General features: G+C 59.1%; 13 protein-coding genes. 3 read left to right on the plus strand and 10 right to left on the minus strand.

Features of this window, described 5'->3' with window-relative positions:
* The first annotated feature begins 181 nt into the window (after window positions 1–181).
* On the plus strand, window positions 182–1060 hold the full coding sequence (locus LAN70_17105; protein MBZ5512867.1) for a transposase: 879 nt from the start codon (window positions 182–184) through the stop codon (window positions 1058–1060).
* Window positions 1044–1250: a hypothetical protein gene (locus tag LAN70_17110; protein ID MBZ5512868.1), complete on the plus strand. Its 207-nt coding sequence runs from the start codon at window positions 1044–1046 to the stop codon at window positions 1248–1250. Before LAN70_17105 ends, LAN70_17110 begins: the two co-directional genes overlap by 17 nt.
* A 516-nt stretch (window positions 1251–1766) precedes the next feature.
* Here the strand turns inward: LAN70_17110 and LAN70_17115 are convergent.
* Window positions 1767–2273 (minus strand): hypothetical protein, encoded by a 507-nt coding sequence (locus LAN70_17115; GenBank protein ID MBZ5512869.1) that lies wholly within the window; start codon window positions 2271–2273, stop codon window positions 1767–1769.
* 479 nt (window positions 2274–2752) lie between these two features.
* Here LAN70_17115 and LAN70_17120 point away from each other — a divergent pair, with 479 nt between their 5' ends.
* Window positions 2753–2950 (plus strand): RHS repeat protein, encoded by a 198-nt coding sequence (locus LAN70_17120; protein ID MBZ5512870.1) that lies wholly within the window; start codon window positions 2753–2755, stop codon window positions 2948–2950.
* Here the strand turns inward: LAN70_17120 and LAN70_17125 are convergent.
* From LAN70_17125 to LAN70_17165, 9 genes are all read right to left on the minus strand, one after another.
* A complete protein-coding gene (locus LAN70_17125; GenBank protein MBZ5512871.1) occupies window positions 2947–3291 on the minus strand; it encodes a type IV toxin-antitoxin system AbiEi family antitoxin in 345 nt (114 codons plus the stop codon). The two genes, LAN70_17120 and LAN70_17125, sit on opposite strands and share 4 nt — an antisense overlap.
* 14 nt (window positions 3292–3305) lie before the next feature.
* Window positions 3306–3611 (minus strand): transposase, encoded by a 306-nt coding sequence (locus LAN70_17130; GenBank protein ID MBZ5512872.1) that lies wholly within the window; start codon window positions 3609–3611, stop codon window positions 3306–3308.
* Window positions 3511–4182 (minus strand): hypothetical protein, encoded by a 672-nt coding sequence (locus LAN70_17135; GenBank protein ID MBZ5512873.1) that lies wholly within the window; start codon window positions 4180–4182, stop codon window positions 3511–3513. The genes LAN70_17130 and LAN70_17135 overlap by 101 nt, the downstream gene beginning before the upstream one ends.
* Window positions 4183–4491: 309 nt before the next feature.
* Window positions 4492–5811 (minus strand): MFS transporter, encoded by a 1320-nt coding sequence (locus LAN70_17140; protein ID MBZ5512874.1) that lies wholly within the window; start codon window positions 5809–5811, stop codon window positions 4492–4494.
* A gap of 90 nt (window positions 5812–5901) precedes the next feature.
* Window positions 5902–8997, minus strand: coding sequence for an efflux RND transporter permease subunit (locus tag LAN70_17145; GenBank protein ID MBZ5512875.1), 3096 nt, complete (start codon window positions 8995–8997; stop codon window positions 5902–5904).
* 13 nt (window positions 8998–9010) lie between these two features.
* Window positions 9011–10051 (minus strand): hypothetical protein, encoded by a 1041-nt coding sequence (locus tag LAN70_17150; GenBank protein ID MBZ5512876.1) that lies wholly within the window; start codon window positions 10049–10051, stop codon window positions 9011–9013.
* Between the two features lies 1 nt (window position 10052).
* A complete protein-coding gene (locus LAN70_17155) occupies window positions 10053–11471 on the minus strand; it encodes a TolC family protein (protein MBZ5512877.1) in 1419 nt (472 codons plus the stop codon).
* Between the two features lie 472 nt (window positions 11472–11943).
* Complete coding sequence (locus LAN70_17160; GenBank protein ID MBZ5512878.1) at window positions 11944–12942, minus strand: YncE family protein; 999 nt, start codon at window positions 12940–12942, stop codon at window positions 11944–11946.
* Between the two features lie 231 nt (window positions 12943–13173).
* A complete protein-coding gene (locus LAN70_17165; GenBank protein ID MBZ5512879.1) occupies window positions 13174–13665 on the minus strand; it encodes a hypothetical protein in 492 nt (163 codons plus the stop codon).
* Window positions 13666–13702: the final 37 nt, after the last annotated feature.

The following is a 13702-nucleotide window of genomic DNA, read 5'->3' on the forward strand; positions in this document are numbered from 1 at the left end:
GCGCCAAAGGATGGGGCACCCGCGTTCCTGATTACTGCGAGTAGCGATAGAGTGGAGCTATACTTCGCGCATGCCATCAACACGGAAGGTGGGCCACGCATTATAAAAGGGCGCCCCTTTCGAAGTAGGCTGTGGTTGGTGTGATGAGCAGTCAACCACGCCTGACGAAAGGAACACCCTGATGAATAGTGTGAGATACATCGGCCTCGATGTCCACCGCGACACGATCTCAGCCGCCGTGTTGGATGGCGAGGGCAAGCTGTTGATGCAGTCGGTGCTGGCGACACACGCGGCTGCGATTCTGGATTTCCTTCATGGAATCAAGGGAACCCTCTACGTCACCTTGGAAGAAGGGACGCATTCGGCCTGGCTCTACGATCTGCTGGCGCGCCGGGTGGCGAAGCTGGTGGTGTGCAACCCACGCAAGAACGCTCTGCTGAAGTCGGGGAGCAAGGGCGACGCCATCGATGCGCGCAAGCTGGCCGAGTTGCTGCGCGCCGGACTGCTGTCGCCGGTTTATCACGGCGAGAGCAGCGGGCTCGAGGTCCAGCATTTGGCGCGCAGCTACACCATGCTGACCGAAGACACCACGCGGGTGATGGCGCGGTTAAAGGCGGTGTTGCGCAGCCAGGCGGTGAGCTGCGCCGGCAAGAAGCTGTACGCGAAGCGGCATCGCGAGCACTACCTGGCGCAGTTGGGCACGGGCAGTTTGCGGCGGCGCGGCGAGTGTCTGTACCAGGAGCTGGATGCGTTACAGCCGCTGCGCCGTCAGGCCAAGCGCGAGCTGATCGCGGAGTGCCGTAAGCACGCGGCGGCGCAATGGCTGCAGTCGGTGCCGTTCCTGGGGCCGATTCGCGCCGCGCTGCTGATCGGCCGCGTGCAGACGCCGCATCGCTTCCGCCAGCAAGCGCCAGTTCTGGGCCTACTGCGGACTGGCGCTGGAGACGCGCGACAGCGCCCAGTATCGGGTCGTCAACGGGCAGGTGGAACGGCGGCGCAAGCCGACGCTGGTGCGGGGCCTGAACTGGAACCACAACCACGAGTTGAAGAACCTGTTTAAAGCTGCCGCCACCACCTCCAGCGCCTGTCAGGGAGTGTTTCGCGACGTCTACCTCGGGCTGCTGGCCAAGGGCATGCGGCCGGAGATGGCACGGCTCACGCTGGCGCGCAAGATCGCCGCCATCACGCTGAGGATCTGGAAGAAAGGAGAAGCCTTCGACGCCGAACAACTGAAGCCACAAGCAGCTTGAGCGCGCACGGAGTCCGAAGCCGATCCCCAGGTCCATGCCGAGGATCGCCAGACCTCCTGAGCGCTCGGGTTCGAGGGTGAGTATCCTGGGCGGGTTTAGGCCTCGCGTGCTGCGGCACCGAGTCTCACGGGCCACCGTATGCCCCCTCGGACAACCCAACAAAGCTATAGGCCGCGAGTCCCGCGAGTCTCAGATAGAACCATGGTTGGCGCTCCGCCACCGCTTGCTTGATGGCCTCAGGAACCACGGCGGCAGTACCGCGTCATGAACTCGGATGATCTCCTACATTCTCGTGCGCGCCAACGAAAAACCTTCCTGCGAAGGGTAGGAAAGGGGCTGGATGTCGAGCAAGCAGCGCACTCATCCGGCAAGGGAAGAAACTATTTCTTGACATCCCCTTTTATAGAACCCGCCACCGAACCGGTTACGTGTCTCTTGACAACGCCTTCGCTCTTATCGAGGGCCAGCGCCCAACTACACTTCGGCCGCGGCGACCTTGAGGGATTCTCGCGATTACTACTCAGTCACGGTGACCTCGATCACGTTCGATTTCACCACAATCTTGCTATCTTCATCACGTCGTTCCACCTGGATGGTGTACTTTCCTGGCTGGTTTAGATCGAACAATTTCGTAAGGTTGACTTCGTCGAGCAAGGTTTGTCCAGGCTGCAGAGTCCGAATAATTGTGCCACGCATGATCACAGCACCCCGACCGACCTCGTCGCCCCTCAACGACCGAAAGTATTTTGTTTTGGTAGCATGGTTACGTTTGCCGTCGCGGATATCGAATTGGTAATGGAACTCCCCTTTGCGAGATACATCCTGTCCGACATTGATTTTTTCGCCAGATGCGTTCGTAAGAGCGATGTTTACTGTGACGTCAGAACCGGACTTCACGACTGTTTGGGGCGCACTGATCGCAATCGAAAAGGCTGCTTGCGGGCCCGGCTGTTGTGATTGAGCTAGCGCCATAGTGGGCACTAGAATCATGGCACTCAAGAAAAACCTACGCCATATTTCCATTTCTCCTCCTGGAGTGTCAGGGGCATTGAGGACCGTTCAACACAGTGTGAGTCCAAGTTGGGTACCCGGAAAAAGGATCCGACGGTAGGGCCGATCGAAAGGAGGCCGCCGATCCCGCTCCACAATTCCGCTTCCAAGTCGTTCCATTATCTCCTGTTTGCGTCCATAGGCTGGTGCCCACCTTTCTCGACTCTCGGTGGCCCACCTTTCTCGACTCTCGATCTTACGCAAATGTGGGTGGCCCACCGTTCGCGGTTCTCGAACGGTGGGAATGACGGATTTCAAGTCACAGGGAGTTGCAGCAAATTCTCGCGGCTCGCCAGTGCGATGCGTGGCGCGCGCCGTCGCTGTAGTCGAAATTGTGACGGGTTGGTGGCCCAGGTCTCCGCTTTCGTTTCGACGGTGCCCCACATCTGCCGGCAGTTGGCAGATGTGGATCTTCAATCTCGCTTTACCGCTCGCGAATCTGCAACAGTGGTGTGGCCGGCTACACCTGGGATTACGAGAACCGCCTCACTTCGGTCACCTTGCCAGGGAGTGGCGGAACGGTTACGTTCAAGTACGATCCGTTTGGCAGGAGAATTCAGAAGAGCGGGCCGGCGGGCATAACGAACCTGTGGTTCGCCAAAACTAGATCGCGCCTCTGTCGAGGCCGCATTCGCCAGCGACCTTTTTAGTCGAAGTCGCGGATCAGTGGTTCATCGCAAAGATCAACCAACATGGAATGGTGCTGATAATCGAACCAGCGGCAGAAGACATCGAAACTCCGGTCTCGCGGCCAAGTTGATGTGTCCGTGTACCAACCCGCCAGCTGCTCCTCGAAGATCTCCTCGCATAATTCGCGCAGAATCTCGGCTACTTCCTCGTTGGTATCACATTCTGGGATGAGGTAGATCGTCGGCTCCCGAACCAGGTCGAGCAATGTAAGTTCAAGGCTGGTGGGATCGGCTGCGTGGAGCCATTCCAGAAAAGGTTGTTTGGGTTTGACCACGATGGCTGACCGGTTCAGCGTGACCATGTCGTCCTCCGCTCTCACGCGGCGCGGCGTTCATAACGGTGGTGCAACCCGCCCACTTGCGAAATCGCAATGATGTCGCCTCGTCGCATGATTGCGCGTGGCTCGGGAGCGTCCCTCGCCAGCGCCAGGTGTGTCCGCAACCGGTGGTAGTACGTTAGATAATTCTTCAGTAGATGGCGGAGGTGCCGTTGACTGAGGACCACCACATGGTCCAAACACTCACGCCGAATCGAGCCGATCAGCCTTTCCACGAATGCATTTTGCCAAGGACTCGGTCGGATGTTCGGTGACCCCGAAGTGAAGGACCTTTCTCCGCTGATGTTCGATCACAAGGAACACGAACAGTACCCGCAGGCGGATCGTTGGCACGGTAAAGAAGTCAATGGCGACGATCTCCCCGATGTGATTCTGGAGGAAGGTCTTCCAGGTCTGCGACGGCGGCCGCTTGACGGTCCGCAAGACGCGCGACACGGTCCGTTCTGAAACCTCGATTCCGAGCTTCCGCAACTCGCCGCGAATGCGCGGCGCACGCCACAAGGGATTTGCTTGTGCCAAACTTCGAATCAACGTGCGGACCTGAAGGCTGACGGGCGGTCGACCCAGTCTTCCGGACCTCTTCGACAGGTTCGCCCAGTACCGGCGGAAACGCTCCCTCTGCCAACGCACCACCGTGTCGGGATGAACGACGCACAAGGCTCGTCGCCAGTCCTTCCACACCACGGACAGCGCGATCCAGAACCAGCGGTCCTGTCCGACTAATCGGGGACGTATCTGCTTCCGTTTATAGATGGCAAGCTGCTGGCGGAGGGCGAGATTTTCCAGCAGGACTACGTGATGGCCTTTTCCGAACAGCCAAATCAATCGAAATAGACCCAGTAGGAAGGCGAGCATGTCGCCCGATTCTTCCTTCTAGGCTGCTGAAAAGTCAATGACGTCTGGACGATCTACTTTTGGCGCACGACAGGATTTCTGACGGACGAGGTTTTTGCGGAGCACAGGCAGGTCAGTGCACCCACGGCTTACCGCCTTGAGTGAAATCAGTGTATTGTAAATTGGCTAGGGGTCCCGGGATTTGCACTCGCCTCGCGAGTACTGGAATAACTGTCACCTTTTCGCCAAGAGCGAATGCCCATTCATAATTGCCCCACGTTAGCTCGTAGTCGGTCGTCGGCTATCGAGTTCTTGGTAAATCGCGATCGGCTACATGCTAATTTGCTCATCGATCATTGGTGAGTTCCGCAGTTTCGGTGCGATCAGCACCAGCACGGCGGAAACTGCGGCCAGCGCAGCGGAGAGCAGGAACGGAAGCTCGGCGCCATAATGCTTCCAGAGTTCGCCGGTGAGAATGCTGGAGAGTAGCGCGGCGATGCTGGTGACGAAATAGAAGATGCCGAAGGCCCGGCCGCGCGCTTCCGGCGGCGCATTCTCCACTACCACTCTCTTCAGCACCGGCGTGGTGAAGGCGTAGAACAGGCCGTAGAACCCCATCATGGCCCACAGCGCGCCGCGCGAGGGCGCGAACGCGAACACCGTGTACACAATCGCGAACACCGTGTAACCACTGGCCACAAGGGCAACCTTTGAAATTCGGTCGGCGAGCTTGCCCGCGGGCCAGGAGAACGCAGTGTAGGTCACGTTGAACACCAGCCCGAGCAGCGGCGCATGCGCAGCCGCAATGCCCGTACTTTGCGCGCGGAGCACGAGGAACATGTCGCTGGAATTCCCCAGCGAGAACAGACCTACGGCAAAGAGGGTGTAGTAATAACGCGCAGAAAGAGTTGGCCGCATGCCCAAATGCGGGTCACTCGAATCGGACGCGGCGTGTGCGTCAAGAGTTCCACCGGCTTCGCCGCCGGATTTCAGAAGTGGGGTCGCGGCCTCGCTGCGCTCGGCTTCGCGCCCGTTAAGTGCCTCACCTTCGCTCGAGATCACACCAGTTCGAGGTTGCGTGTCGCCGGTTTCGCGTGCGCCGAGCACGACGACCACGATGCAGGCCAGTCCCGGAATCGCGGCGGCCCAGAAGACGGCACGCAGTCCGTAATGAGCCATCAGCGCAAGCGCGATCAGCGGGCCGACAATGGCGCCGGCGGAGTCCATCGCCTGAAGCAGTCCGTAAGCGGCGCCGAGGCGCGACCGCGGCACGGATTCGGCAAGCATGACGTCGCGCGGCGCGCCGCGAAGTCCTTTCGCCAGACGGTCGCCGAAGCGGATCAACAACACCTGCCACCAAGATTGTGCGATGGCGAGCAGCGGCTTAAGCAGGTTGGCGACCGAGTAGCCGAAAACGATAATCGGCTTGCGGCGGCGAACGCGGTCGGTGAGATAGCCGGAAAACAGCTTGCCGAACGAGGCCACGCTTTCGGCGATGCCCTCGATCAGGCCGAGCTTCGCTGGGCCTGCGCCGATGGCGGTGAGAAACGCAGGCAAGACCCAGTAGGCCATTTCGCTGGCGGTGTCGTTGAGGAACGAGGTGGCGCTGAAGACGGCGAGGTTGCGGGATTGGTCAGCGTCGCGCTTCACACCAAGAGATTAGAGGACACGGAGGACAAGAGGAATAGGTCTTTACCTTTCGTTATCCGGCGCAAGCGCCTTCGGATGTTCCCAGGCGCATTACTTCTCGACTGCCTCCGCGACCTTCTCGAACCGGCCGTATCGCAGAGCCAGTGTCGGCAGCACGAGCAAATTCAAAGCGGTTGACGTAGCCAATCCTCCGAGGATGATCGTTGCCATGGGACCTTCGACCTCGCGGCCTGGAGCGCCGCTGCCAATTGCCAAGGGAAGCAAACCGAGGCCGGTGACAAGCGCCGTCATCAGGATCGGCGACAGCCGTTCGGATGCGCCGCGCAACGCAGTACCCCAATTCCAATCCAGGCCCTCAATTTGGACGAGATGCTCATAGTGGGAAATCAGCATGATGGAATTACGGAGCGTAATGCCGAACAGCGTAACGAAGCCCACGAGCGATCCTAGCGAGAGGTTGCCGCCGGTGGCGAGCGCGATGAAAATGCCGCCGACCAGCGCGAAAGGAAGGTTCGCCAGAACCAGGAGCAGGTTGCGATAGTTCTGCATCACAATCGACAGCAGGATGATGATGCCCAGTCCGGCAAGAATCGCGTGCACCAGCAGATCGCGCTGCGACCGGGCCTGCTCCTCCGCGGTGCCGCTGAACTCAACGTAAACACCGGGTGGAAGCTTCAGTTGAGAGATGCGCTGGCGTGCGGTAGCAACGAAAGTTGCCACGTCGCCGCCGGCAACATTGCAAGTGACGGACTGCACGCGGCGTGCGCCAACGTGGGAGATCAAATAACGGCCTGAACTCTCGTATACATCCGCGAGTTGTCGAAGAGGTACGTAGTTTCCTTCCGGATTCCGAATGGGGAGAGCGGCGATCGCCGAGATAGACTGCCGTTCCGCGGGAGTCAAGATCACCGAGACCGGAAAGACCTGATTCCCCTCGTAGATCTGGCCAACCACGTCACCGCTGAATGCGGTTCGGACGACATCCAAGACCTGAACTGAACTAAACCCCCATCGTGCGACATCTGATGGACGCAGTCGGACGATCACCTGCGGCATTCCGGGCGGAGATTGAATTTGGACTTCTCTTGCTCCCGGAACCTTGCCGAGGACCCCAACGATGCGTCCCGCTTGCTGGTCAAGCTCGTCTAAACGAGGACCGAAGATGTTGACAACCACGGCGCCGGTATAGCCCGAAAGGATCTCGTTAATTCGTTCGGTCAAAAACGTGTTGACCGAAAATGCAGCGCCCGAAAATGTCACCAGGGCGTGCCGGATATCGTTCAGCGCCTTGTCCGTCTGAGCCCCGCTAAGCTCTCGTAAGTCGACTTCAATTTCGCTACTGTGTGTGCCGGCGTAATCGTCGGACATTTCCGCCCTGCCGGCGTGTTGAGCTATCTCCCGTACCTGCGGGATCTTTTGCAGCGCCTCGGTAATGCTGTCGCCCAGGCGCATGGATTCGTCGAGCGACGTACCGGGCACCGCGGTCATGTGGACGATGAAATGTCCCTCCCGAAGGCTTGGCAGGAACTCGCCCCCGAGAAACGGGATGGTTAGAACGGCGGCAAAGACCATAACGCCGACTGTGGCCATCACCGCCGTCGGGTATTGCTCAACGCCTGAGAGGACCCGCTCGTACTTGGCCTTGAGCCACTCTACGAGAGGTGGCTCGGCAGCACGCAGTTCGCCGCGAGGCAACAGAATCAGGCACAATGCGGGCGTAACCGTCAGTGCCACCACCAACGACGCGAGGATTGACCAGATGTACGTCATGGCGAGCGGGGAAAAGATGCTTCCCGCCACACCGCTCATGGTCAATACCGGTACAAACACCAGGATCACGGACAAGGTGGCGTAGACCACTGCGCTGCGCACTTCGAGCGACGCCTCCAGGACGACCCGAAAGGCGGACTGCGGCTGCGGCAACGTTCGGTTTTCCCGCAGTCGTCGATAAATGTTTTCCACGTCGATGACGGCGTCGTCCACCACTTCGCCTATGGCAATGGCGAGACCACCGAGTGTCATCGTGTTCAAGGTGTTCCCGAATCGCTCGATGACGATCGTGGCGGCCAGCAAGGAAAGAGGAATGGCGGTGCAGGAAATGGCAGCAGTACGAAAATTGAACAGGAACAGAAAGAGAACGACTACAACCAGAATTCCACCCACGATCAGCGATGTCCGCAGGTTGTGCAGCGCGCTATCAATGAATCGCGCCGGGCGGAAAATGCTGGAATTTATTTGGATATTTTGTGCCGCCAGCACGGGGCGGAGCTCGTCGATTGCTCTGTCCAGGTGGCGAGTTACTTCGAGCGTGTTTGCTCCATACTGGGCGGAAACCATCAGGATCACCGCCGGACGGCGCATTACGGACGCAGCACCGAGGCGTGGCGCTGCTCCCTCGGTTACATGTGCGACATCCCCGAGCGTGAGGTTCGCACCTTGGCGTTGCAGAACAACGGATTTTGCCAACTCGCTGGAGGTGATCGCCTGCCCTTCGGACTGCACGATGAGCTGCTGGTTGGGAGTGGTAATAAACCCCGCACCACGGATGCCGCTGGCCTGCTTCGCAGCAGCAAGCACCTGATCCACTCCGATGTCGTGTTTCGTCAGTTGCTGCGGGTCAATTTGGACCTGGTATTGCTTTTCATCGCCACCGAAAACCGCGACTTTGGAAACGCCTGGAACAGCGAGCAGGCGTAACTTCATTGTCCAGTCGGCTTCCGTGCGCAAGCGCATCAGCGATTGGTTGGGTGAGGTCAGGCCAATCGCCATGACGATGCTCGTTGATGTTGTAAGCGGAGCAATCGTGGGACTGATGCCCGCTGGAAGCGAGCCGGTGACGGTGGATAGGCGCTCGGTCACCACCTGCCGATCACGATAAATGTTGGTGTTCCCGTCGAATAGAACGGTTACGACTGATAGGCCCTGAACGGAAGCCGACCGTATTGCCTGAACGCCTGATACGCCGTTGACGGCATTTTCGATCGGCTGAGTCACGAGCAGTTCCACCTGCTCGGGTGCGAGGCCGGAGGCTTCCGTTTGAATGACGACCTGGGGAGGCGAAAACTCGGGAAAAACGTCGTACTTCGCCTGCTCCAGTGAATACACGCCATAACCAAGCAGGACGCAGGCGAGGACCACGACTACACTGCGGTGTCTCAACGACCACTGGACAATTGCAGTCAACATTGTTCGCCTCCGGCTAGTCCTGTTGCTGAATCTCGCTGCGAAATTCTTCGGAGAGCAGCGCCTGCGTGCCAACGATCACAAGTTTCGTTTTCAGAGCGAGACTGGCAGCAGGCACGAAGTAGCCGCCGCTGACGGGAGTGTCCGTCGGCACCTCCCGACGGGCAAACGTGGTCGGCGAAACCTGTTCATACGCCCACGCCTTTCCTTGCCACCAGACGATTGCGCTCTGCGGAACAACGATGCCGCGCAGCGATTCGCCAACCGGCACGAGAGCGACCAGGTTCATTCCCACCGCGAGTCCCGGCCGGCTGGACACGAGGTAAAGAAAACTGATGCCCTGGATTTGCGGACTCACCTGTGGAAACGGCGATACGAACCGCGCTTGGACGAGCTGCTTTCCGGGCATGGCCAGCGATAAACCTGCTGGCGGCTTGCCCACCTCTCCCGGTGGGAAGATCACTTGAACCAGAAAATCACGCTGTTCGAGAACAGGCTCCAGCACCGGTTTGTCGCCTGCGATCCAATCGGCAACCACTCCTCCCCAGCGTTGACGCACCGTGTCCACCTGGAGCTTGGCATCCAGTTCAGCAGCCCGTGCCTGCGCCTGGTTGCTGCGATAAGTTGCCTCGGCATCCTGCTTCGCCTTCAATGACATGTTTTGGTTTTGCTCGTACAGCGTCTTAATGCGCTCGTAAGAGCTTTTGGAGAGAGCGATGTCCACGCCTGCACGTTCCACCTTTGCGCGTGCCGCAACATAGTTGTTGCGCAAGGTTGCGAGGTCACTGACCGGAAGCACCATCGCAGTGCCGCGCAATTCTGCCCGCATCGACGTTGGTGCCGGCTCTGTCACGGCGATGTGTTCTTCCGTTTGTGTCTGCTGATCCAGGTTGATCACCCTGCGCCCATTCTTCACCGCTACACGGGAGGGCGCCTTCACAACCTCGTCTTCATCATCCGTATCGGGACGACGTGCGATCATGAAGACCATTGCGACAACCGACGCAGCCGTGATGGCGACCAGCGCTGCAATCAGCCACTTCACCGATTTGCTCATATCACTTCCTTGGTGCCGGCTTTAGCTCCGGCGATTGCGAGGACAATGGTTGAATGTCTCCGGGGAGCAGGGGCCGCTGGACTGCATCTTCCAAGTCGCCCATCGCCTGATGCACGCGAGAGAGCGCATCCAGCGTTGCCCCGGCCGCTATCGCAACCTGCAACTGCGCGCCATTGAGCGCGACGCGGTCGGACTCACCGGCGGCGAGCGCGCGCTGCGTGGCTTGCTCCAGGGACGCCGATTGCTGCTGAAGACTTCGCGCTTGGTCGAGTTCTTTCAAAGAAGCACGATAGCGGGCCAATGCCTCCTCGCTCGCGCTGATGCCGGCCGCCTGGGTCGCCAGGAACCGGGCCGCGGCCTGTTCGCGTCGCGCTTCAGCTTGCGCGATCGGGCCCTGGTTTTGGTTCAGGACCGGTAGAACAACGGAGAATCCCAGCGAGAATTTGTGATGGGCCTCCTCAAAGTTGTAGCCCGGGCCAAGATTGATGTCGGGATACTGCTTGGCGATTTCCAGTTGGAGATCGGCTTCGGCGGCGGCGTAATCGACCAGCGCACGTCGGATGTCTAAGCGATTGAGAACAACATCGTCCTGTATGGCGGACTGCGGGAGAGACTCGGCTCTGGTTGGATGGTCGAAATCCGTCCATGAGAGCGCAAGGTCCTGCAGGGCCGACACGGGTACGCCAACCGCCGCAGCCAGTGCCGCCTTGCCAGTGGCGAACTGTTCCTGCGACTGTTCCAGGGCCAGCAATACCTGCGAGTGCAGGATGCGCGCGGCATCCACCTCGGGCTGCGGAATCAAGCCCACCGTAAGCCGTTGTTCAAGCAATCGCACCTGTTCAGCGCGGACCCGTTCCTCCTGTTGAAGGGCTTGCAGGCGTTGCGTAACCGTGACGTACTGCAGGAGAGCGCTGCGTACCCTTGACCGCACCGTCCACGCCGCACTTGCCAGATCCCAGCGCGCGGCTTCGGCGAGTCGCTGCGCGCGCGTGACGCGGTGGCCGCGTTTGCCGGCGATCTCCAAGGGCAGGTCGAAGTGCAAGGCACCCAACCAGGGACTATCAGGCGAGGTGGAGCCGCCGATCGAGCCGCCGACAACCGGATTGGGCCGTGCCCCTGCCGTAATCACCGCCGCATCAGCTTCCGCCATGCGGGCGCGGGCAAGCTGCAAGTTCGGGTTGTAGTAGAAAGCCGCCAGAGTAAGCTCGGGCAGACTCCACCGCTGCAGGGGCCACTGGGCGGGCGATGGGTGCAGCACTTCGGTGAGGTATTTGCGCAGGCCCTCGTCGTTAAGCGTGCGCGCCCGCAAGGAGGCGGCGCTTGCCGACGGCGAAATAGGCGCCGGGCGATACTTCCGGACCGCGCAGCCCGTCAGCGTGACCGCTAAGGCAAATACAACGGTGATCCTGGATGTCGGCATGTTGCTCTCCGCAATGTGAAAGGAGACAAGCCGGGGCCCATAGGACCTCAGCAGTTCTGATCACAGAGGGAGAATCTAGATTCGAAGCGGAGAGAGGTTAGTTGGGGGAGATAACCCTGAATCGTGTGTGTCCGAAACAAATGCCCGAAACGCCAAGAGGAACTGCAGTATCGGCCAGCTCTCATTTGCGTGACATCTACCGAGCAGAGAGCTCACATAGTTTGCAGCCATGAACACGGAGCCAGCGCATGCAGCCACGAATACGATCGAGTAGTCTGCGTCCGTGCCGGTTGTCAGCGTGTGATCCCAGCGATCGAACAATTCCGTCACATGGCCGCATAGCATTACGGCCACCGCCAAGACGATCACCCAGCGTAGGAAGACACGCCGCATGACGGTGATTATACGTCGTCGACTAAAGGGGCTCCAATCCATCATTTGTCACGTGCATCCCTGGTCGGCGGGTATCCGCTTACTGCCGTTCGACAACCAGAACGCGGAACGTTCCCGGTTTGAATCTCGTCTGGGCGCCTGGGGGCGCCTTCTCTGCCGCCGAAAGGAACAGGCGTTTCGTCTTGGGGTCGAAAGCCATAGTCTTGGCAGTTTCTTGCGTTGCGATGGTACCGATTGACTCGTACACATTCGCGTTTTTTTGCCGGATCACCGATATTGTGCCGTCACCATTGGAGGCGAATATCATCTTGTTGTCCGGATCGAAGACAACCGCATCAACCGTGTCGCCGATGGGAAGAGTAGTAATTACCTTGCCGCTGTCGGCGTCCATAACTGCCAACACCTTGCTCCGGCAGCCAATGAATAAGCGCGAGTTCGCATCGTCCATGGCCAGGGGGACGGGAGCCTCACACCCGGGAATCGGCCATTTCTGTTTGACGGTCAGGCCCCGTGGATCAAAACTCACCACCATAGCCGCCGCTTCCATGTTCACGAACCCTATGCCTTTCCGGCTCACGACAGCGGCTTCCGGGCCTCCGCCCAGGTCGATTCTCCCGATGATGGCGCCTTTCTCAGGATCAATCGCCGTAATTGCCTCCGCGCCTTCGTGGCAGATCAGTACTCGTTTCGTTAACGGTTCATAGAAGATAAAGTCCGGGCCTTTAGGGACGGAGAGTTTCTTAATCGTCTTGAGAGTGTTTGTGTCAAAAACCGACACGCTCGAGTCCCCCTCATTGCTGGTGAATCCGCGGTGCTGGCCCGGAACAATGGCGACGCCGTGGACGTGCGGCGTACCTTCAACTCTACCGAGCCGCTTGCCGGAATCGGCGTCGAGGACTTCCACGGCGTCTCCATGCGAAATGTAGAGGCGATTCGAGGAACTGTCGAAAACGATGTAGTCAAAGCCGCCGTTGCCAGGAATGGGGTACTTCTTCGTTAGTTTAAAGCCGGGCACTTCTGCGGCTGTGCATAGACCAACCATCACCAGAATGATTCCGATTCGCGCGATTGTTCTCATCCGTGTCTCCCTGTTCAGGAGTGCACATCAACTCCACTTACAAGCTGCGACCCGCGTCAACCATGCTTGAGATTCCGGCGCCAAACACTACTACCTTCAGCTTGGAGCTATCAGCGCCAGCGGTAGCCTTCTGCTGACCTATTGCGTCACGGCTTGCTGTGAATCTCGATCACCGCGTGGACGATCTAGCCCTCGCCGGGATCGAATTGATGCGGCGTCCCCCTGCGTCCATTAAGCGTGAAGGCCGGGAATCTTGATCACCATGTAGACGATGTACCCTTCCCCTGGTTCGACATGGTGCGGAGTTCCCCGCGGCACGCTCACGACATCTCCTGGTTTCACCTTGAACACTTTACCGCCCTTGATTCCGGTGCCGCGGAATTCGACCTTGCTTCCATCCTTTAGATGCTCGTCTATGATTTTCCCGCCAAGCGTCAGTTGGGCCTCCCCGGCCAGCACCAACAAGATCTCATCGGTCTCGGCATGGGCTTGCGCTTCTGCCTTGTGTTTTGCATGGAAGTAGGAGGTGTCGACCACGTAGTGATCACCTCCGTTAAAGAGGATCTGCGATTTGGTTATCTCGCCAGAACGCAGGCCCTTGGCCAACTGTTCCAGTTCAGCTTTGGTCTTCACACCGGGCAGGTTTTGGGCGCTCACCGTCAGCGCCATTACGGTCATGAAAATGCCCACCAGCAGCAGCCTGCAAATCGTTGTCATCCTCATCTCTCCCTCCTCGATACTTCAGATGCGCCAGCGCCCA

Source organism: Terriglobia bacterium (genome assembly GCA_020072845.1).
In the GTDB taxonomy this organism is placed as follows: domain Bacteria; phylum Acidobacteriota; class Terriglobia; order Terriglobales; family Acidobacteriaceae; genus JAIQGF01.

Bases quoted from the DNA above. Each gene is read 5' to 3' on its own strand.
- LAN70_17160 (MBZ5512878.1), bottom strand. From the start codon at position 12,942: ATGAGAACAATCGCGCGAATCGGAATCATTCTGGTGATGGTTGGTCTA.
- LAN70_17105 (MBZ5512867.1), top strand. From the start codon at position 182: ATGAATAGTGTGAGATACATCGGCCTCGATGTCCACCGCGACACGATC.
- LAN70_17150 (MBZ5512876.1), bottom strand. From the start codon at position 10,051: ATGAGCAAATCGGTGAAGTGGCTGATTGCAGCGCTGGTCGCCATCACG.
- LAN70_17145 (MBZ5512875.1), bottom strand. From the start codon at position 8,997: ATGTTGACTGCAATTGTCCAGTGGTCGTTGAGACACCGCAGTGTAGTC.
- LAN70_17155 (MBZ5512877.1), bottom strand. From the start codon at position 11,471: ATGCCGACATCCAGGATCACCGTTGTATTTGCCTTAGCGGTCACGCTG.
- LAN70_17165 (MBZ5512879.1), bottom strand. From the start codon at position 13,665: ATGAGGATGACAACGATTTGCAGGCTGCTGCTGGTGGGCATTTTCATG.
- LAN70_17115 (MBZ5512869.1), bottom strand. From the start codon at position 2,273: ATGGAAATATGGCGTAGGTTTTTCTTGAGTGCCATGATTCTAGTGCCC.
- LAN70_17125 (MBZ5512871.1), bottom strand. From the start codon at position 3,291: ATGGTCACGCTGAACCGGTCAGCCATCGTGGTCAAACCCAAACAACCT.
- LAN70_17135 (MBZ5512873.1), bottom strand. From the start codon at position 4,182: ATGCTCGCCTTCCTACTGGGTCTATTTCGATTGATTTGGCTGTTCGGA.